This window comes from Peribacillus sp. RS7, assembly GCF_041956845.1.
GTDB lineage: Bacteria > Bacillota > Bacilli > Bacillales > DSM-1321 > Peribacillus.
In genome coordinates, this window is the sequence record NZ_CP168135.1 from 4,609,967 (window position 1) to 4,629,708 (window position 19,742).

Annotated in this window: 18 protein-coding genes and 2 pseudogenes; 14 read left to right on the plus strand and 6 right to left on the minus strand. The window is 41.7% G+C overall.

Going from position 1 to position 19,742, the window contains the following annotated elements:
- Positions 1–48: 48 nt before the first annotated feature.
- The gene (locus ACDZ29_RS22950) at positions 49–714 is read right to left on the minus strand and encodes a GntR family transcriptional regulator (protein ID WP_375088779.1); all 666 of its coding nucleotides are present in this window, start codon (positions 712–714) and stop codon (positions 49–51) included.
- Positions 715–1,304: 590 nt separating this feature from the next.
- On the opposite strand from ACDZ29_RS22950, the gene ACDZ29_RS22955 reads away from it, so the two are divergent.
- The 7 genes and pseudogenes from ACDZ29_RS22955 to ACDZ29_RS22985 all read left to right on the plus strand — a co-directional run.
- Positions 1,305–2,747 (plus strand): aldehyde dehydrogenase family protein, encoded by a 1,443-nt coding sequence (locus ACDZ29_RS22955; RefSeq protein WP_375088780.1) that lies wholly within the window; start codon positions 1,305–1,307, stop codon positions 2,745–2,747.
- A gap of 18 nt (positions 2,748–2,765) precedes the next feature.
- Entirely contained in the window at positions 2,766–3,971 is a 1,206-nt protein-coding gene (locus ACDZ29_RS22960) for a hydroxyacid-oxoacid transhydrogenase (RefSeq protein WP_375088781.1), read from the plus strand.
- A gap of 103 nt (positions 3,972–4,074) precedes the next feature.
- On the plus strand, positions 4,075–5,331 hold the full coding sequence (locus ACDZ29_RS22965) for an iron-containing alcohol dehydrogenase (protein ID WP_375088783.1): 1,257 nt from the start codon (positions 4,075–4,077) through the stop codon (positions 5,329–5,331).
- Positions 5,332–5,463: 132 nt separating this feature from the next.
- Positions 5,464–6,759, plus strand: a complete 1,296-nt coding sequence (locus ACDZ29_RS22970; protein ID WP_375088784.1) for an MFS transporter — start codon at positions 5,464–5,466, stop codon at positions 6,757–6,759.
- Positions 6,760–6,817: 58 nt separating this feature from the next.
- Entirely contained in the window at positions 6,818–8,281 is a 1,464-nt protein-coding gene (locus ACDZ29_RS22975) for an NAD-dependent succinate-semialdehyde dehydrogenase (protein ID WP_375088785.1), read from the plus strand.
- A gap of 233 nt (positions 8,282–8,514) precedes the next feature.
- Positions 8,515–8,751, plus strand: a complete 237-nt coding sequence (locus tag ACDZ29_RS22980) for a hypothetical protein (protein ID WP_375088786.1) — start codon at positions 8,515–8,517, stop codon at positions 8,749–8,751.
- A 111-nt stretch (positions 8,752–8,862) separates the two neighbouring features.
- A pseudogene (locus ACDZ29_RS22985) lies at positions 8,863–9,519 on the plus strand (GntP family permease); the annotation flags it as partial.
- A gap of 204 nt (positions 9,520–9,723) precedes the next feature.
- On the opposite strand, the gene moaA reads toward ACDZ29_RS22985, so the two are convergent.
- Together moaA and ACDZ29_RS22995 are read right to left on the minus strand one after the other, a co-directional pair.
- Positions 9,724–10,737, minus strand: a complete 1,014-nt coding sequence (moaA, locus tag ACDZ29_RS22990; protein WP_375088788.1) for a GTP 3',8-cyclase MoaA — start codon at positions 10,735–10,737, stop codon at positions 9,724–9,726.
- Between the two features lie 432 nt (positions 10,738–11,169).
- On the minus strand, positions 11,170–11,388 hold the full coding sequence (locus ACDZ29_RS22995) for a hypothetical protein (RefSeq protein WP_048683094.1): 219 nt from the start codon (positions 11,386–11,388) through the stop codon (positions 11,170–11,172).
- A gap of 270 nt (positions 11,389–11,658) precedes the next feature.
- On the opposite strand from ACDZ29_RS22995, the gene fdhF reads away from it, so the two are divergent.
- From fdhF to ACDZ29_RS23015, 4 genes are read left to right on the plus strand one after another with little or no spacing between them, the layout of a single operon-like run.
- Positions 11,659–14,640, plus strand: coding sequence for a formate dehydrogenase subunit alpha (gene fdhF / locus ACDZ29_RS23000; protein WP_289324954.1), 2,982 nt, complete (start codon positions 11,659–11,661; stop codon positions 14,638–14,640).
- On the plus strand, positions 14,615–15,133 hold the full coding sequence (locus tag ACDZ29_RS23005) for a DUF1641 domain-containing protein (protein WP_057219147.1): 519 nt from the start codon (positions 14,615–14,617) through the stop codon (positions 15,131–15,133). Before fdhF ends, ACDZ29_RS23005 begins: the two co-directional genes overlap by 26 nt.
- Positions 15,133–15,366 carry a heavy-metal-associated domain-containing protein gene (locus ACDZ29_RS23010; RefSeq protein WP_048683086.1) on the plus strand — a complete coding sequence of 78 codons (234 nt, stop codon included), beginning with the start codon at positions 15,133–15,135 and terminating at the stop codon, positions 15,364–15,366. The genes ACDZ29_RS23005 and ACDZ29_RS23010 overlap by 1 nt, the downstream gene beginning before the upstream one ends.
- Before the next feature lie 38 nt (positions 15,367–15,404).
- Positions 15,405–15,599, plus strand: coding sequence for a hypothetical protein (locus ACDZ29_RS23015; RefSeq protein ID WP_375088789.1), 195 nt, complete (start codon positions 15,405–15,407; stop codon positions 15,597–15,599).
- A 247-nt stretch (positions 15,600–15,846) separates the two neighbouring features.
- On the opposite strand, the gene ACDZ29_RS23020 is transcribed toward ACDZ29_RS23015, so the two are convergent.
- Positions 15,847–16,902 (minus strand): P-loop NTPase, encoded by a 1,056-nt coding sequence (locus tag ACDZ29_RS23020; protein WP_375088790.1) that lies wholly within the window; start codon positions 16,900–16,902, stop codon positions 15,847–15,849.
- Between the two features lie 469 nt (positions 16,903–17,371).
- On the opposite strand from ACDZ29_RS23020, the pseudogene ACDZ29_RS23025 reads away from it, so the two are divergent.
- The 3 genes and pseudogenes from ACDZ29_RS23025 to ACDZ29_RS23035 all read left to right on the plus strand — a co-directional run.
- Positions 17,372–17,464 (plus strand): annotated as a pseudogene (locus ACDZ29_RS23025) (glyoxalase); the annotation flags it as partial.
- Positions 17,465–17,599: 135 nt separating this feature from the next.
- Positions 17,600–17,932: a DDE-type integrase/transposase/recombinase gene (locus tag ACDZ29_RS23030; protein ID WP_191930425.1), complete on the plus strand. Its 333-nt coding sequence runs from the start codon at positions 17,600–17,602 to the stop codon at positions 17,930–17,932.
- A gap of 49 nt (positions 17,933–17,981) precedes the next feature.
- Positions 17,982–18,158: an IS3 family transposase gene (locus ACDZ29_RS23035; protein ID WP_375088791.1), complete on the plus strand. Its 177-nt coding sequence runs from the start codon at positions 17,982–17,984 to the stop codon at positions 18,156–18,158.
- Between the two features lie 172 nt (positions 18,159–18,330).
- On the opposite strand, the gene ACDZ29_RS23040 is transcribed toward ACDZ29_RS23035, so the two are convergent.
- Complete coding sequence (locus ACDZ29_RS23040; RefSeq protein WP_375088792.1) at positions 18,331–19,047, minus strand: 3-ketoacyl-ACP reductase; 717 nt, start codon at positions 19,045–19,047, stop codon at positions 18,331–18,333.
- Positions 19,048–19,184: 137 nt separating this feature from the next.
- Positions 19,185–19,742, minus strand: a complete 558-nt coding sequence (gene hxlB / locus ACDZ29_RS23045) for a 6-phospho-3-hexuloisomerase (protein ID WP_375088793.1) — start codon at positions 19,740–19,742, stop codon at positions 19,185–19,187.

The following is a 19,742-nucleotide window of genomic DNA, read 5'->3' on the forward strand; positions in this document are numbered from 1 at the left end:
TACGATGACTGATATCCGAAGAAGGTTATCCTCGATAGCTTCCAAGTATTATCTCTTTGTCCTCTCCAATAAACGATCTATGGAATCCTGTATGTGGCTGGAGATCGCAATCTCGGCTCTGTATACATCCCTTGTCCGGATGGCCTCAATGATTTCCATATGTTCCGATGGTGCGTCTTTTTGGTCGATCTCACCTTTGACATGATAAAACCGCCCTATATGAAGATGGCAGTGCATGCCTTTATACGCTTCATATAAAAACGAGTTTCCTCCAGCGTTCATGATGGCATGATGAAATTGTTGATCTAAATGAGTAAAATCTAGTATTTTTTTGTTGGAAGCACCTGTGTTTGTGGAAAACATTTCATCTGTAAGCGCGGCCATTTCTTCCGTCACCCTTACATTATTTAAGCGGATAATATTCCGGACCGCATGCGTCTCCAGTAATATCCGGGCCTCCAACATTTTCGCCATATTTTCAGTATCTAATATGTCACTGACCCGATACCCCTTATTTGGTTCTAAGATGACTAAGTTCTCAGAGTTCAGACGAGATAATGCTTCTCTGAGAGGTATGGCGCTAATGTTGATTTCCCGGGTTAAATGGCTGATATTGATTTTTTGTCCCGGCGATAAATCCCATTCAAAAATCTTTTCCTTTAATAAATTATAGACATATTCCGTTGTCTCCCCGCGTTCTTTTTCCTTTATCATCGAGATGCCCCTAACTTAAAAAAAATTTCTATGAGAACGAGTGTTATTTCATATAGATGTAACAGCTTAAATTATTACTGAAGTAGCTTTCTTCTTGTTGCCCTATCAATAAGATAAGGCGAAACCATATTGATATCAAGAATAGAGAGTTTATAAGGGGACCTATAGTTTGCTGGATAGCTACAAAAATATCCTCATTACTGATAATTATATATGATATTTGATAGATTTTGGAGGGATTATATATAAAATTATTAAATAATTATGAAATATTTAATCTATATTTATTATTTTTTTGTTAAAAACGCTGTTGTATCAACATTTACAAAAAATACACAGAATATTTTTAATTTTAAATATTTACATAATTGTATATTATGTGATATATTTTCGGAAACGATTACATATGATTTTTGGAATATATGATAAACAGTTTGTTAAAGAGCATTGATAGGCAGACAAAATCATGAGATTTAAATGAAAGCGCTTTATCTTGTGCGTTTTCCTGATTGAATTTATTCCATCTATTAGCAGAAATAACTGTGAAGTGAAAAAATGTGATTGTTATTTTTCAAAGGGAGGAATCTTCAATGAGCATATCGCTTAGTAGAAAAAATGCATTTTATGGCCATTTCATAAATGGGCAATGGATATCCGATCAACAAACAATCGCTGTTATGAACAAATATAACAAAGAAGAAATTGCCCAGATTGGCAGGGCATCCCGCGAAATTGTTTCTGAAGCGGTGACCAATGCCTTGGAAACCTTTAATACGAGAAAGCTAGATTCCGATCAACGCTACGAGATTCTAATGCGTGCAGCGGAAATCGCGAAAGAAAGAAAAGAAGAGCTGGCGATGATTCTGGTTCAGGAAGTTGGTAAAGTATTGAAGGACGCCAGAGGGGAAATCGATAGAGGAATTCATACGATGATTGCATCAGCGGAAGAAGCAAAACGGATTGCCGGTACGGGTGTTCCTTTGGGGCAGTCTGGTAACGACAATAAGATGGCTTTCACCATCCGGGTTCCTGTTGGAGTTATCGGTGCGATCACCCCGTTTAACTTCCCGTTCAATCTCACCATCCACAAGGTGGCTCCTGCGTTGGCAGCGGGAAATACAATCGTGTTGAAGCCGGCTGAAATGACGCCGCTCATTGCATGCAAGATAGCAGAAATCTTTTCCGAAGCTGGATTGCCCGCAGGTTTCCTCAATGTGGTTAACGGGTTTGGGCAGGAAACAGGTCAATACCTTTTGGAGGATGAACGAATTGCGTTGTTCACTTTTACAGGGAGTCCCGGCGTAGGCAGGCACATTAAGAGCAGTACGGGAATTCGTAAGGTTACCTTGGAATTAGGGAATAACTCCCCTAATATCATCCACAAGGATGTCCCTGATTTAGACAGAGCAGTTGAACTCTGTGTCACGCGGGGGTATGTGAATGCAGGGCAAGCCTGCATCTCTGTGCAGCGCATCTACGTTCATAGAGATATCTGCGATGTGTTTGTGGAGAAGGCAGTCAAGGTGGCACAGGGCTTGAAGGTTGGAAATCCTGCAGATCCTTCCACGGACATTGGTCCCATGATCTCCGAAAAGGAAGCAAGGCGTGCGGAAGAATGGATTCAGGAAGCTGAGCGTCTAGGGGCCAAAGTGGTATATGGAGGGAAAAGGCGGGAATCGATCCTGGAACCTACTATATTAATAGATGTGAAACCGGAAATGAAGGTAGTCTGCCAGGAAGTGTTCGCACCGGTGATCAGCATCATTCCTTTCGATAGCATCGAGGAGGCTTTCTGTCAGGCCAATGATACGAAGTTCGGCTTACAAGTTGGTTTATTTACATCCGATATCACTTTAGCGATGCGGGCAACACAGGAACTTCATTTTGGCGGTGTGATCATCAATGATGTTTCTACATACCGTGCCGACATCATGCCGTATGGCGGCGTGAAGGACAGCGGAATTGGCAAAGAAGGACCGCATTATGCCGTGCAAGAGATGACAGACGAAAAACTTGTCGTCATCAATCTATAGACTTTGGAGGTAAGGGATATGAGAAACACATGGGATTTTTATTCTACCGAAAGAATCGTTTTTGGAAACGGGGCGATCGGGCAATTGGATTCAATCCTGCAAAGGTTAAAGGCGAAAAACATTTTGCTCGTTACTGACCCAGGGATCAAAAACGCTGGTATCGTGGACAGAATTTCATCGTTGTTGGAGCAAGAAAATTACGAAACAGTTATCTATGACCAGGTCGTACCGGAGCCGCCTGTAGATTCGGCAATGGACTGCTATAAGTTTGCTAAATCTCAAATGGATATTGATGCAGTAATTGGCCTTGGCGGAGGAAGCAGCATTGATATGGCCAAGATCGTCGCCCTGTTGGTCGCCCATGGTGGACATCCCCTGGACTATTATGGCGGGGAAAACCAGGTTCCCGGACCAATCGCCCCTCTTGTAGCGATTCCGACGACGGCTGGAACCGGTTCAGAAGTGACATCAGTAGCGGTATTGACCGATGTGGAAAATAACCTGAAAGTTGGTATCTCGGATAACTACCTAAGACCAACCGTTGCCCTGCTTGATCCAGAATTAACGTTAGGGCTTCCCGCTTATGTAACAGCTTGTTCCGGAATTGATGCTTTATCACATGCGATAGAGGCATACACAGCCAAACCTTCTGCATATATCCAGGCAGAAGGAAACATTTTATTCCAAGGTTCAATCCCCATAAGCGATGCACTCGCCTACAGAGCTATTGAATTGATTGCAAAAAACCTGCCGCTTGCGGTGCAGCAAGGGAGCAATCTCGAGGCCCGTTCCAATATGCTAATGGGCAGCCTGCTTGCTGGAATGTCCTTTTCAAATGCAGGTACAGCAGCAGCCCATGCATTGGCTTACCCAATCGGAGGGCTTGTGAAGTCACCGCATGGAGAGGTGACCGGGCTCTTGCTTCCATATGTCATGGAATATAATGCAACTGTAGAAACAGAAAAAATGGTGAGGATTTCCCAGGCATTCAATGTGAACTCGGATGGCCTCTCCGATAAGGAAGCCGCTTTGGCTGCTTCAAAAGCTGTGCTTACCCTGCTGGGGGAAATTGGACTGCCTACAAAGCTGACGAAGATTGGGATCAAAGAAGAGGATATTCCCGAAATTGCTGAGAAGACCCTCCAGATCGATCGCCTGATTCGGAATAACCCAAGAGTGCCAACCCAGCGTAGTTTAGAAGAATTACTTAGAAAAGCTTTATAGATTGCTTGAAGGAATGGTGTCCCTGGAAGTTTAAGCATCATAACCATTCATGATGGATCTGCAGACCGGGGCGGAAAGGGTTTCACTATCTAATAGAATATAAATGGAGAGGAAGATGAAAATGTCTCTTATGCCTTTTACATATAGTATGCCGACACGGGTGGAATGCGGTAACGGAATATCTGGAAAAACAGGGGAACTAATTAAGGATTTAGGTGTATCGAGTGTGCTGATCGTAACAGATAAAGGGGTTAGAGGAGCCGGTCTCTTACAAGGCATTGAAAAATCCCTTGCCTCGGCAAACCTTTATTTTGAGATTTACGATGAGGTAGAGCCTAATCCATCAGCTCAAACAATCCAACAGGGGACAGTGTATCTTAAGCAACAAAAGATGGAGGCGGTTCTGGCTGTAGGCGGAGGAAGCAGCATTGACACAGCCAAGGGCATCGCGGCAATGGCTACTAATCCCGGCAATATCCTGGATTATGAAGGAGTTGGAAAGATTTCCAATCCTCCGCTCCCGATCATAGCAATCCCGACTACGGCTGGAACTGGCAGTGAAGCTACTAATTCGACGGTGGTAACGAATAAGGACACCTCTTTTAAATTAGGAGTACTTAGTTCACTTTTGTTTCCAAAGCTAGCTATATTGGATCCTGCTCTTACATTAAATTTGCCTCAAGAGATTACTGCAGCTACTGGTATGGATGCACTGACTCATGCAATTGAATCTTACACCTCCAAATCTGCCAACCCTGTCAGCAAGGCTTTCGCGATGCATGCCATTAAGATGATCGGTGAAAATTTAACACGATCGTACTTTGTGGGAACGGATATGGAAAGCAGGGAAAACATGCTTGTAGCCTCCTTGTTAGCTGGTGCAGCCTTTTCACAATCCCGACTGGGTAATGTACACGCCATTTCTCATACATTTGGAGGAGTCTTTAATATCCCGCATGGCATCGCAAATGCAGCACTATTGCCATTCGTCATGAGATTCAATTTGCCGGCATGTGAGGATCAGTATAGAGAAATTGCAATAGCTTTAGGAAGGGATGTAAGCGGTTTATCCAATACACAAGCAGCCGAAAAAGCAATCGAAATCATCATCGAAATGAATCGGAGCATGAATATTCCTCTAAATATTAAAGAGCTTGGAGTCTCATTGGACGTTTTACCGAAATTAGTGGAAGATTCCATGCGAAGCGGTAACGTGGTCGTTAATCCAAGGCTGACGAAGGCATCGGATATCCAACTGATTATAGAGAAGGCTTATGAGGGGGATTTTGAATGTTTTAATAATGGTAATCGAAATGCAAGCAGTGCCAAAAGTTCAGAAACGGCCATCGTGAATGTATAAAAACCATTCAATTTGAAAATCACCTGGGATTTCAGGGGATTTGGAATCAGTTTCCCCTTTTAACTTTTTTCGGACATATGGATTTCCCGCAGCATTTTTCTACCTGAATATAATTATCTAATGAGGTGACGTATGAAAAAGACCAATGGAAGATGGCTTGTAGTGGTACTCCTTTTCGTCGCAACAACAATCAATTATATGGATAGGGCAATTCTTGGCATTGCAGGACCCTCGATGATGAAGGATCTTTCGCTTTCGGCAGTCGAATTCGGGATATTGGGGTCAGCGTTCTTTTGGTCGTATGCCTTAATGCAGATCCCGGTCGGGGTAATCGTTGATAAATTGGGGGCACGCTTAACGTATTCGATTGCCATCGTTTGGTGGTCGCTCTGTACGGTGTTTACTGGAATGGGACGTTCACTTGGCGGACTGATCGGTATCCGCGTTTTAATGGGAATCGGAGAGGCGCCAGCGTTTCCAACCAATACGCGCGTTATTTCAGACTGGATGCCGTCACACGAACGGGGCATTGCAAACGGGATTTTTAATTCTGGTACAGCTATCGGGATTGGCATAACGACACCCATTTTAGCATGGATCATCCAGACTTGGGGATGGCAAGCATCCTTTGTGGTAATTGGATCCATCGGTTTTGTATGGCTGGCATTCTGGTTATTCTTTTTCAAAAACCATCCAGAGCAAAGTAAGATTGCAAACGAGGCCGAAGTAGCCTATATCAAAGGGGAGCAAACTCAAACCGAAAAAGCGACGACACTAAACATCTCGCCATTTAAATTCTTCAAATTCAGAAGTGTTTACCCTATGTTATATGGCTTGTTTGCCCATAACTATCTTACTTATTTAATGATGACCTGGCTTCCCACTTATCTTGTAGTCGAAAGGCAAATGACTCTTTTAAAAGCCGGATTTTTCACGATGCTGCCTTGGATCATGTCCTTTCTGGGAAATATTCTAGGAGGTGTGTTGTCGGATTTCTTAATTAAAAAAGGCTGGAATTCCATCAAAGCAAGAAAAACTGTTTTAACCATAGGCATGCTTTTTCCATTAGCCATAATCCCGACTATCTATACAGACAGCGCCATAATGGCACTTACGTACATCTCAATAGCAATCGGCGGTGAAGGATTGGCTGCGGGCATTCTCTGGGCCACTGTTTCGGATGTTGCTCCAAAGGGTGCGGAAGGAAAGCTTGCCGGGCTGCAAAACTTCGTGGGGAACCTCGCTGGCTGGATTGCTCCAGTCGCAACAGGGATCTTAGTAGCGAAGTTCAATAATTTCAATATAGCCCTGATCATACCTGTAGTCATTTGCCTAATTGCCGCTGTGGGGTATACCTTCGTTCTTAAAAATGAAAGGATTTCCATTAACACGGACATTGACGGGGGAACTAAAGTTTCAGGGCTCTAATCTTTTTGTGTATATAATGAAGTGCTTTGCAAATCCAACAAAAAAAGGAGACTTATTCATGCTTAAAACTAGTGGATTAATCAATTTATCTGAACTGAAAATGTATGTAAACGGTAAATGGACTGCAGCACATAACGGAGAAACTTTACCAGTAACAAATCCATCAACAGGGAAAGTGGTGGCAAAGATTCCAAATGGAGGCCGCCAAGAAACGCATGCCGCAATTGCAGCTGCTGAGGAAGCGTTTAAAACCTGGTCAAAACTGACGGCACAAGAACGCAGTAAATATCTTAAGAAATTGCATGACCTTATGCATGAATATAAAGATGAATTAGCAGAAATCATGAGTATGGAAATGGGCAAGCCCTTAACGGAAGCCCGGGGTGAAGTGGATTTTGCTGCAAGCTACCTGGAATGGTTTGCTGAAGAGGGCCGCCGGATTTATGGGGAAATGATCCCTGCTTCTGCCGCAAATAAAAGGCTATCGGTGATCCGCCAGCCGATTGGAGTGGTTGCTTCCATTACCCCTTGGAATTTCCCGTTGGCCATGATGACGCGGAAAGTAGGACCTGCCATGGCCGCTGGATGTACAGTCATTGTCAAGCCTGCAAAACAATCTCCTATTAGTGCGTTAGCGTTTGGTAAATTGGTGGAAATGGCGGGAGTGCCTGCTGGAGTGGTCAGTATCGTAACAGGGAGTGCCGGACCTATCTCGGATGAAATTTTTGAAAATCCGGTAGTAAGGAAAATTTCTTTTACAGGATCTACTGAAGTAGGCAAATTGCTGGTTACCAAGTCAGCCCCGCAGCTCAAGAGACTTTCCCTTGAGCTTGGAGGACACGCGCCGTTCATCGTCTTTGAGGATGCTGATTTGGAAGCCGCAGCAGCTGGTGCCGTTGCAAGCAAGTTCAGGAACACCGGACAAACGTGCGTATGCGCAAATCGAATTTACGTCCACCGTTCTGTCATCAATAAATTCTCTGCACTTTTTGTTGAAAAGGTACAAGCTCTAAAAGTCGGAAATAGCATCGATCCAACCGTTGAAGTCGGGCCTCTTGTCAGCAGTGATGGCCTGGAAAAGGTAGAGGAGCATGTACAAGATGCCTTGGAAAAAGGTGCCAGCCTTCTTTGTGGCGGACAAAGAGTTGAAGGGGAATTGGCTGATGGATTATTCTATGAACCGACCGTTCTGGGTGGAGTGAACAAGGATATGCTCATCACATACCAGGAAACATTTGGACCGGTCGCACCAATCATCCCGTTTGATACAGAAGAAGAGGTGATCGAGCTTGCCAACAATACAGAGTACGGGCTGGCCGCTTATTTTTACACACAGAATATAAGCAGGGGAGTCAGGGTATCCGAAGCTCTGGAGTTCGGCATCATCGGCTACAACGACGCCATTCCCACCGTTGCACAAGCCCCATTTGGCGGCATGAAAGAAAGCGGCATGGGGAGGGAAGGCGGCCATCAAGGCCTTGAAGAATATTTAGAAGAAAAATATATATCGATGGGTTTTTAAAATAGGGCAAGAAAAGGCTTAAGGTGAAGTCGAATCCTTAAGCCTTTCCTTATTTACCTCATAAAAAGTCTTAATTCAACACACGCTCCCCATTGATTAACAAACCTCAGTTACAGAACCTAAGGCCAGGTTGCTTTACATCCATAAGACAAATAAAAAATATCCTGAATTTTTGAATTGGTAACATGCAAATTCGCTTATAGACAAAATTGTGACACAAGGAAGGTGCAAAGATGAATGTTTCAGAAGCTAAATATAAAATGGACAAGTTTACCGACGAGTTTATAGATAAAGGTAATGTTAGAAAAGACTATATAGCAATAATTGGCATAGCACCAGAACTTGATTCAAATGGTAATGTCACTTATTTTACTAAAGTCAGATTCGAATGTATTAACGGAGAAAGAGGATTTTACTATGATGCAGAAGAAGAGAAAATATTAGACACATATGGATGCCATCATCCCTAACTTGATAAGACTTTCCTGTTTACTATAATTACCCTGTTCGTAAAAGTACACTTAACGGCAGTTGCTGCAGAAACAGTAATTCCATTACCGGTTCCTTTAGCTGTTAATACAAGTCCAGTACGACAAATATTTGCATTTATACCGCTAGTTTTAGTGGGTGTGGCGAATAAATTTTTTACTATTTCTATTCCGAAATGGTATCCAGAGGGATTTGACTTTTCAAAGATAGGATTAGATTTGTTTGGGAAAGTAGATCTTGCGACAGTAACAGGTATTTGGTCTGTCGAACTAGTTCTAGTATTAGGTATTATTGCAACAGTTGCTTACGATTGGGGACGTGTTACAACGGGGTTTCAACAGGGCATTAATGCCAGTATTGGTGGAGCGTAACTAGCAGCTATGAATACTGCTTCTGAATTTGGTGGGGTCATTGCTTCATTACCAGGATTCGCAACTGTACGTGATGGTATTTCACACACTTTTACGAATCCACTTGTAAATGGGGCCGTTACAACAAACGAGTTATCTGGTATTACTGGTTCTTCGTCTGGTGGAATGGGAATTGCGCTTAGTGCGATGGGAGATAAGTATATACAAGCTATTAATCAATATAATATTCCTCCCGATGTAATGCACCGTGTCATAGCGATGGCATCAAGCGGGATGGATTCGTTACCTCATAACGGCGCTGTTATTACCTTACTTGCGGTTACAGGCTTAACACACAAACAATCATATGGAGATATCTTTGTGATTACAAGTCTATAGCTTAACTGGATTAGTCTAATAATAAAAAGGAATTAGAAGATCATGATAAATTGCACTTAAAGTAACGATTCTTTACTTCAATACCAGGAGCTGATTAGCCGCTCTTTTTTTATGAAAACAAATAAGCCCTCCATAATCAAGTTTCTGAATTAGGGATGGAAACGTTGCCATCCCCCTTTATGATTGATGAGAACTTGCTGTTTGTCATCCGCCTATGAATGACATTTCGATTTTTTCCTGTTTTTTCACTGTTCCCGCTGACCGATCATCCGAATAGCGGTCGTCCCTCTGGTTCCAAAGTGAAATGATGAAGCAAGTCAATTCTTCATCTGAAATCTTGGAACGGAGCAATGACTTTAAGTCATGCCCCTTTCCATTAAACAGGCATGTATATAAACTTCCGTTAGCAGAAAGACGAGCACGGGTGCAACTGGAACAAAAAGACTCTGAGACGGATGTTATAAAACCCACTTCGGTTGTAGTTCCCTTATACCGGAAGCGTTGTGCCACTTCTCCAAAATAATCTTCTTCAACTGGTTCAAGATCAAATTTTGCTTGGAGGATTTCGAGTAACTCTTTTTTTGTAAATACATTCTTCATCTGCCAACCATTTGTATGTCCGACGTCCATGAATTCTATATAACGTAATTGAATGCCCTCTTCTTTACAAAACCGTGCCATCGGCAGAATTTGAGATTCATTGTTTTCTTTTTTCACTACCATGTTCACTTTAACTCCAAGGCCTGCTTCTTTGGCAGCAGCTATACCTTCTATGACAGGCTTTATCCCTATACCCCTGCCGTTCATCTGCTTAAAAAGTTCATCATCCAGGCTATCTAAACTGATATTCACCCTCTTTAATCCCGCTGATTTCAAATTCCCGGCTTGTTTTTTCAGAAAAACACCATTTGTAGTCAAACCGATATCTTCTATACCTTCAATTTTGACGAGCTTTGAAATAAGAGTTGTAAGGTCTTTCCGCAGTAAAGGTTCCCCGCCTGTCAATCTTAGTTTTATAACTCCCAAGCTTGCAAATATTTTAGAAAGCCTTACGATTTCCTTAAATGACAAGAGCTCACTTTTAGGCAAAAATTGAAAATTATCATGAAAAATTTCAGCAGGCATACAATACTGGCAGCGAAAGTTACACCGATCAATGACGGAAATCCTTAAATCCCTTAGTGGTCTGTCCAATGAATCTTTTATATGCCGGTTCACTTAACCACTCCCATCCCCAAGTATTAGAAAAAACAGATCATAAAAAGTGGCGCCACGGTCTAAAGCTTTTTGGCGTTCACTTTCAGTTAAAGAGCTGATGAATAGTTTTCTACTTTCAAAAAGGTTATTAATGTATATGCATCTAACATCAAATAATTAAGAGTATCAGTAAAACTTCTTACAAACTCCTCAAACTCTTTGCTTCTTTGCTTATTCTTAACCCTTTCAAAATCCTCATTACCTTCAATTTGTAGATTGGTTTAGGTTTTCTGACAGACGACTTGAAAGTTAACCGGACTACCTTAAGGTAATCCGGTTATTGTTAAAGATACAAGAAGGACCCCATCAAGATGGGGCCATTTTACTGTTTAAAAGGGCGAAAAAAAAAACTTTACTCTGGGAAATAATTCGGGAAGTGGGGACGGTCCCCTATTATGGCAGCATGTAAATGGTGTTGTGCGGTGGCTGTTCCAGTTTTGATTGTCGGAGGCGTCCTTCTTGTACAAGTTCCTGCAATCCTTTTTCGATATGGGAGATGGAGGTTTCTAGGAGGTCTGCAACTTTCACCGTAGAGATGCTCATGTATTTTGGTTTCTTTGATGAGGACATGATCATTGATTGAACTAGCTGCAAAAGAATTTCTTTTTCCATAGCTTCGGTTCGCCTGCCTTCAGTTAAATTTCTTTATATATGTAGACTCGATTCGCTATCAACAAATCATCTCCTATAAACTTGCCAAAAAAGAAAGGTTTAATACACTGTGGTTTTAGAATAATTTTTAAGGGCTGTAAAAATATATTTTATTTTATTTTATTCATATCCTTTTTGGGAATACTAGGATGAATCAACAGCATTTGCTGGTGTATGGCTTAATTATTAAAATAATTCAGCTTAACGGCAGCGAAGATAGGAGGGAATCACATGTCTGACCATTCTTTTTCCATCCGAATCAACGAAAAGGAATTAACAGCACAGCCAGGTCAAACGATATTGCAAGTCGCCCAAAGTCATGAATTGTACATTCCAAGCATTTGTTATCATCCCGATCTGGGGACGATCCAAACCTGTGATACATGTTTTGTGCAGGTGGGTGGGGAATTGGTCCGTGCTTGCTCGACAAAGGCTGTTCCAGGTTTAACGGTTGATACAATGTCAAAGTCTGTTAAGGATGCCCAGTATGAAGCGATGTCACGGATCCTAGAAAATCATGAACTGTATTGTACTGTTTGTGATAATAATAACGGCAATTGTACCGTCCATAATACTGCCGAATACTTAGAGATTGAGCATCAGAAATATGAATTTAGAGAAAAACCCTACCCTCCGGATAATTCCCATCCTTTCTATAGGTATGAACCGGATCAGTGTATTTTGTGCGGCCGGTGTGTTGAGGCCTGTCAGGATTTACAGGTCAATGAAACCTTAACTATTGACTGGGGAAGAGAAAGACCAAGGGTTATCTGGGATAATGATGTTCCAATTGATGAGTCTTCTTGTGTATCCTGTGGACACTGTGTGAACGTGTGTCCATGTAATGCTTTAATGGAAACATCCATGCTAGGTGAAGCAGGATTCTTAACAAACCTACCGGCTCCAATTTTAGAGCCTATGGTTGATTTAATTAAAGAAGTGGAGCCTGGATATAAAGAAATTTTTGCGATATCAGAAGTGGAAGCTGCCATGAGGAAAGCACGGATTAAGAGGACTAAGACGGTTTGTACATACTGCGGTGTAGGCTGCAGCTTTGAAGTATGGACAAAGGACAGGCAGATTTTAAAAATTCAGCCTACCCATGAAGCTCCCGTTAACGGTATTTCCACCTGTGTAAAAGGGAAATGGGGCTGGGATTTTGTTAACAGTGACCAGCGCTTAACCAAGCCTTTGATTCGTAAAAACGGAGAGTTTGAAGAAGCGACCTGGGATGAAGCGTTAGATCTGATTTCAAGTAAGCTTACGGAAATAAAAGAAGAGTATGGACCTGAATCCATTGGAGTGATCGCTTCTTCCAAGTGCTCCAATGAAGAAAACTTCGTGGCGCAAAAATTTGCACGTGCGGTTATCGGAACAAACAATATCGACAACTGCTCTAGATACTGCCAATCTCCGGCTACTGCAGGACTCTTAAGGACAGTAGGATTGGGGGGAGATTCTGGAACTATCCAGGATATTGAAACTGCAGACTTGGTTATTGTAATTGGTGCAAATCCAGCAGAATCTCATCCCGTCCTCGCTACACGTGTAAAACGGGCTCATAAGCTATTTGGACAAAAATTATTAGTAGCTGATATTAGAGAGCATGAGCTAGCACAACGTGCGGATTTCCTCTTGCATCCTAAGCCAAGTTCTGATTTAATCTGGATTTCTGCCGTAACGAAGTACATTATCGATCAAGGTTGGCATGATAAAGAATTTCTGGCGAATCGTGTATCAGGCGTAGAAGAATATATTAAAACACTGGATAAATTCACCATAAGCTACGCAGAAGAGATGACCGGACTTTCGCAGGAGGAATTAATCAAGGCAGCTACAATGATTCATGAAGCTAATTCTGTCTGTATCCTTTGGGCTATGGGGATTACCCAGCATTCCGGCGCAACTGACGCAAGCACTGCCATTTCAAATTTATTGCTGATTACGGGAAATTATGGCCGTCCAGGTACAGGTGCCTATCCCTTAAGAGGCCACAATAACGTACAGGGAGCCTGTGATTTCGGTACAATGCCATCATGGTTTCCTGGTTATGAGCCAGTCGGAAATGCCGAGGTTAGAGAAAAGTATGAAAAAGCATGGGGCGTTGAAATTCCAAAAGATCCTGGAATGGACAACCACCACATGGTAGAGGCAATCCACAAAGGAAAATTAAAATCCCTTTATCTATTTGGAGAAGAAATGGGGCTTGTGGATGCAAACTCGAACCATGTTCAAAGTGCATTTGAAAAATTAGACTTCTTTGTCGTACAGGATATTTTCTTCTCGAAAACGGCACAATTTGCCGATGTTGTTTTACCGGCATCACCTTCACTTGAAAAAGATGGGACATTTGTAAATACGGAAAGGCGCATTCAAAGGTTCTATAAGGTGTTTGATCCGCTAGGCGATTCGAAACCGGACTGGCAGATCTTCCAGGAAGTAGCGAACCGTATGGGTGCGAATTGGAATTATTCGCACCCAAGTGAAATTATGGATGAAGCAGCCAGTCTTGCTGTCCTATTTGCAGGTGTGAGCTATGACCGTCTTGAAGGCTTTAACAGCCAAGTTTGGCCGGTTCACAAAGATGGAACGGATACACCTCTATTATATGAAGACAAATTTGCCTTTAAGGATGGAAAGGCAAGGCTATTCGCTGTTGACTGGACTCCTCCATATATGGCAGGAGAAGAATATGATCTCCATTTAAACAATGGACGTTTGCTTGAGCACTTCCATGAAGGAAATATGACGTACCGGACAGAAGGACTTATCCATAAGGTACCTGGCACATGGCTGGAGGTATCGCACGAATTGGCGGAGGAACGCAATCTCAGTGACGGTACATTAGTTAGATTAAGTTCACCATATGGACAGGTTAAAGTAAGGACGCTTGTTACGGACCGGGTGAAAGGCAAGGAAATTTATCTCACGATGAACAGCTTTGAGGACGATGAAGCTGTCAATTACCTGACAAGTAGCTATCATGATCTAGTTACACATACTCCTGCATATAAGGAAATCGGTGTTAAAATGGAGATTTTAGAAGCAACAGGTGAACCGCCATTGCCTAAGCATAACCACCGGTTTGGTAACAGGAATCCGCAGATCAGCGTTCGGGTTGAGGAAAAGTGGCAGCGTGACGATTTTCAAGCGATAGAAGAGTTATTTGGAAATGGGGGGGAAGCATATGGCGAAAGCAATCAGGCAAATTAATAAACAGGTTCCAAATGCGATGGAAGAACAAGCTCAGTCAATCGGGGAAATATTAAAAGCTCTTGCTGATAACAAAGAAGGGATTCTTTCTGCACTCGCCATATTAAAGAATCTACAGGAAATTGGGATTCTCGATGCGCTTCATGCCATTTTGGAAAATCGTACAGACGTCGGCGTTATAGCGATGCAGCAAGTTAACCAGCCTGGTATGCATAACACCATCAAAAATGCCATTTACCTTTTCAATTTCATGGGCACCTTAAAGCCTGACCAGCTACAATCTATGCTGGGCGGTGTTACAAAAGGCCTTGACCATATGGGCGAAAGCATCAAAAACCATGAAAAACACAGCTTATGGAAATTAGGTAAAAGCTTGAGAGATCCAGAAATCAAAGCGGCGATGACAACCATGGTTGAATTCCTGCATGGTATGGGTGAATCATTTACACAGCATCCTTCACAGGAACTTCATCCAGAAGGAGGACAAGGGTGATGGAAGAACAAGGTGTTATTAAGATTCATGGACCGCTATCGGAAAAAGATTCCGACGAAATCATTCGGTCATTAAACGGTGTATGGGGCATCCTCCAGGCTGATGTAAATAAAGAAAGTGGAGAAGCAAGAATTGGCTATGACAAAAATGCCGCTTCATTCCAGGATTTTCAACAGGCCATCAGAGACTCAGGCTACGATATAAAAACGGAAAATCAAAATTCACCTCACTAAGAGGAGGAAGATTATGCAGATTTGTGAATTATGCGGCAGTGAGCAGGAAATGGAAACAGAAGAAACAGAATCAGAAAGAACCAGAATTCTTCATGTCTGTGAAAACTGTCAGAACGACAGAGCTTTCAACTATTTTGACAACTAAAAGAAGACGTGAGAAAAGGGAATCCGATTGTGGAATTCCCTTTTTTATTGGCAAGGCGGTAAGAGCAGCTGCCAGTTTGGCTGTATAAAGCTGTGAGTTAATCCAAATAGCAGTCCACATATGAGCGAGAGTACTTGAAGCTGTGACTCAGTCAGCATAAACCAGCTCAGATTGCGATATAAAGAAGTTTTAGTCACTAAAATTGCCGTATGGCCACTAAAAAATTCATTTAGAGTTATACTTTAGTCTTACCGGGTTTAACTTTACGTTCCATACCCTAAGAAACCAGAACCTTCATAAAAAAAGCGATATAAAAATCTATATCGCCTTCCATTTTATTGAGCATCCTTATATAACACATCTTCTGCCAGGGATCGGAATAGCTCTCCTACCAGTGAGTCTTCGTCATATACAGAAGTACCTGCTGCTTGTACAGGACTCGCAAAGGGGACTCGTGCGATTACATCTGTTTGAAGCCGTTCAGCCAGGCGTTCTCCGCCGCCTCTTCCAAAAAGGTAATTCCGTGTGCCATCGCTTTCTTCATAGTAGGCCATATTTTCAATTACGCCTAATATGTCATGTTTCGTATGACGCGCCATGACCCCAGCTCTTGAGGCAACATGCGACGCTACATTATGAGGAGTAGTCACAATCACTTCCTTTGCCTGCGGAATCATGGCAGCCACATCAATTGCCACATCTCCTGTACCTGGAGGCAGGTCGAGAAGCAGATAATCCAGTTCGCCCCAATGGGTATTGGCAAGGAAGTTTTGAATCCATTTATTCAGCATCGGCCCCCGCCACATAACCGGGTTATTATCCTCTGCAAAAAAACCTATGCTCATTACCTTCACATCATGACTGAGAACTGGTATTGCAGTTTTGCCGATCATAGTCGGCTTTTCATTAATCTGCATCATGGACGGGATGCTGAATCCATAAATATCCGCGTCCAAAATTCCTACCTTTTTCCCCATTCTGGCGAGGGCAGCAGCCAGGTTGATGGTAACGGTCGATTTCCCAACGCCGCCTTTGCCGCTGGTTATCGCGATAAAGCGTACCCCGGAATCATGGCGCAGCATCGACGGCATCCCGCTTTCCGTTGTTGAATTCTTCTTCAATACTTGAGTTAATGAAGCTCTTTCTTCAGGACTCATGGCCCCAAAGCTTACATACACATTTTCAGCACCAATGCCTCGAAGAGCATTTTGAACATCTTCTTTAATCTTCGCTTTTAAGGGACAGCCCTGAATGGTTAATACAACCTCAAGACTAACATCTGATTCTTCTATTTTTACGTTTCTAACCATTTTTAACTCAACAAGGCTTCTGTGAAGTTCTGGATCCTGCACACCACTTAAAACTTGCATCACTTGTTCCTGTGTAATCATTTTATAACATCCTCTAATGTTTTTATCCTCAGTATGGTCATTTTTTATAAAAAAAAGACTGAAAAGATTAGGTGTCCTTTAATCTTTCATCAAAAATTGTGTAATGTCTTTAAGGCAGCTTTTTCTTTATGCAACTAAAGGGTCAGCATTCCTGTAATAACTGAAAATGAGGTTTGAACGAAAAAAGACATCTTGATAAGATGAATGTTTCCTAAGCTGGCCAGCTAAAAAAGGACAAAACACATCTATTTGGAGGTCTACAATGAATAATAACCAAAATCATAAAACCACTCAAATGACTTCTGAAACCCTAATTGTCGGAGTAAATCCTAGCCAAGCACAATCATGTCGCGAGAGCACAGGATTTTAGAGGATTGGAACGGGGTAAAACGTGTTTCTTTGAAAATACGAAAGCAGGATTTCATTCGTTTCTAGATTGGATTAACCAACTTGTTAAAGAGTTGACCATATTCAGCTCGCTGCTCCTAAAGGTAGTGAGGACAATGCAAGAAAATTTTTAAATAATATTTTAGGTTTTGCCGAAGTTGAAAAACCTGAAGAAGGGGTCCTACCAACAAAATGCGGAAAACATACGTTAAGGAACATTTCCATCGTAATTATAGCTTTCGGTGGCATCCGTTTACTTAGACACTTTACAAATGCCAGATTGGAAGTTGCTACCACAATTGAAGGAGATTTGAAAAATATTACTAATCATAAAGAAGCATATGTCATTTCAAAAAACCTTCTTAATAGGGATTTTCATGCATCCAGATCTAATGAGAAATGGGTAACTGACATTACATATTTGATTTTTAATAGACAGAAACTTTTCCTATCCGCCATAAAAGACCTCTATAACAATGAAATCATTTCTTATCAAGTCAGCCGGAGAAACGACTTAACACTTGTAATAGTAACAATAAAAAAAGCAAAGAAAAAACGGGATGTTAAAGGAATTCTTCTGCATTGCGACCAGGGGTACCAATACACTTCCCACCAATACAATAACCTATTTGAAAAAATATAAAATGCAATCCAGTATGTCAAGAAAGGGAAACTGCTGGGATAACGCTTGTATGGAGAATTTCTTCAGCCACTTTAAATCGGAGTGTTTCTATATGAACTCCTTCGGTACCTCTGAAGAGGTTCGAGGTGCTGTAAGTATGTATATTCGATTCTATAACCATCATCATCGCTTCCAGAAAAAATTAAACAACCTGAGTCCATATCAATATAGAACTCAGGTTGCTTAATTAGTCTTTTTTATTTCTGTCTATTTGACAGGGGGCACTCCAAAATACAGAGATCATCTTCTTCAGGCTGCCTAATACCTTTTTTTAAAATGTCCTTTACAAAGGGTACACTTTACAACTAGGTTCCTGCTTCTTATCCAATATAGACAAGAAGAGTCGATCGCTTCTCAAATTAAGGATTAGTTGACCATAATCCTGAAGTCTTTACTAGGACTCTTGGATGAAGCTTTAACCCGGCTACAAGCAGCTCTGCTAAATCCTCTGATTGCATAACATTTTCAGGATTTCCACTGATAAGATTGGTTTCAATGGCCAAATCAGTTGCAACTGTACTTGGTGTTAATGCCGTTACACGGATATTATGCTTTCTTACCTCTAGCATGAGTGATTCCGTTAGTCCTAAAACAGCAAATTTAGAAGCGCTATAAGCACTTGTAACAGGTGCTCCTTTTTGGCCCGCAGTTGAGGAGATATTCACAATATCTCCTGATTTTCTTTCAATCATATCAGGTAAAACGGCTCTTGTTACATTATATACACCCATCAAGTTTACTCGGATGATCTTTTCCCATTCTTCAGGAGTTAAATCAAGAAAACCGCCAAATTTAGCTATACCTGCATTGTTGATTAAAATATCAATAGAACCTAGGTCTGATTTGATGTGTTCAACAGCATGATGAACTGCTTCAAGATCGGCTACATCTGCAGTTGCTGCTGAAACGTTCACATCATATTGCTCTAGTTCCGCGGTTACCTTTTCAAGATTTGACATCGTTAATCCAATCAATCCTAAATGAACTCCTTCTTTTGCTAAAGCAATCGCAGTAGCACGCCCGATTCCTCTGCCTGACCCAGTAATTAAAGCAGTTTTTCCTTTTAATGAAATCATGCTATCATTCCTTTTTAAAAAAATTTAGAATAATTGTTAATAATAACAAAATAATGTTTTAAAGACTAACCAAAAGACCGCAAAGTTTCTTTAGTATGTCTGCGGTCTTTTGGTTATTACATTCTTATGACTATGTTTTATTCAAGATTGGCATGTCTGCCATACATCTTATTGGTATCTAATCCCTTTTTCTCCATGAATCTCAAGATGACGGCATCATAAAAAAGTAAAAGGGTCTGCTCAAATAGTGAGCCCATTGGTTGGATGGTTTTATAATCGCCCTCTGATTGGTCTTTCGGGGATCCAGGCAATTTAATGGTGATATCTGCTAACTGTCCAATAGTGGAATCAGAGAATATCGTGACAGTTGCAATTTTACCACCAATGCTTTTTGCTTTTTCAGCCATGGAGACTAAGCTTTTCGTTTCCCCGGATCCGGATCCGATGATTAAGATATCCTCTTTTTCAAAGTTGGGAGTTACAGTTTCACCGATTACATAAGAATCAATTCCCATATGCATCATCCGCATGGCGAAGGATTTGGCCATGAATCCTGATCTGCCTGCACCGGCGACAAAAACCTTTTTCGATTCAAGTATCCCGTTGACGAGTTTTTCAGCTTCTTCATCTGCGATTAAGTCAGCTGAATGATTAAGCTCTTTTAAGATTTCTGCTACATATTGAGTCGTCTGCAT

Coding starts and splice junctions, on each gene's coding strand:
- ACDZ29_RS22950 (WP_375088779.1), bottom strand. CDS start 714: ATGATAAAGGAAAAAGAACGCGGGGAGACAACGGAATATGTCTATAAT.
- ACDZ29_RS22955 (WP_375088780.1), top strand. CDS start 1,305: ATGAGCATATCGCTTAGTAGAAAAAATGCATTTTATGGCCATTTCATA.
- ACDZ29_RS22960 (WP_375088781.1), top strand. CDS start 2,766: ATGAGAAACACATGGGATTTTTATTCTACCGAAAGAATCGTTTTTGGA.
- ACDZ29_RS22965 (WP_375088783.1), top strand. CDS start 4,075: ATGGAGAGGAAGATGAAAATGTCTCTTATGCCTTTTACATATAGTATG.
- ACDZ29_RS22970 (WP_375088784.1), top strand. CDS start 5,464: ATGAAAAAGACCAATGGAAGATGGCTTGTAGTGGTACTCCTTTTCGTC.
- ACDZ29_RS22975 (WP_375088785.1), top strand. CDS start 6,818: ATGCTTAAAACTAGTGGATTAATCAATTTATCTGAACTGAAAATGTAT.
- ACDZ29_RS22980 (WP_375088786.1), top strand. CDS start 8,515: ATGAATGTTTCAGAAGCTAAATATAAAATGGACAAGTTTACCGACGAG.
- ACDZ29_RS22995 (WP_048683094.1), bottom strand. CDS start 11,388: ATGGAAAAAGAAATTCTTTTGCAGCTAGTTCAATCAATGATCATGTCC.
- fdhF (WP_289324954.1), top strand. CDS start 11,659: ATGTCTGACCATTCTTTTTCCATCCGAATCAACGAAAAGGAATTAACA.
- ACDZ29_RS23005 (WP_057219147.1), top strand. CDS start 14,615: ATGGCGAAAGCAATCAGGCAAATTAATAAACAGGTTCCAAATGCGATG.
- ACDZ29_RS23010 (WP_048683086.1), top strand. CDS start 15,133: ATGGAAGAACAAGGTGTTATTAAGATTCATGGACCGCTATCGGAAAAA.
- ACDZ29_RS23020 (WP_375088790.1), bottom strand. CDS start 16,902: ATGATTACACAGGAACAAGTGATGCAAGTTTTAAGTGGTGTGCAGGAT.
- ACDZ29_RS23035 (WP_375088791.1), top strand. CDS start 17,982: ATGGAGAATTTCTTCAGCCACTTTAAATCGGAGTGTTTCTATATGAAC.
- ACDZ29_RS23040 (WP_375088792.1), bottom strand. CDS start 19,047: ATGATTTCATTAAAAGGAAAAACTGCTTTAATTACTGGGTCAGGCAGA.
- hxlB (WP_375088793.1), bottom strand. CDS start 19,742: ATGCAGACGACTCAATATGTAGCAGAAATCTTAAAAGAGCTTAATCAT.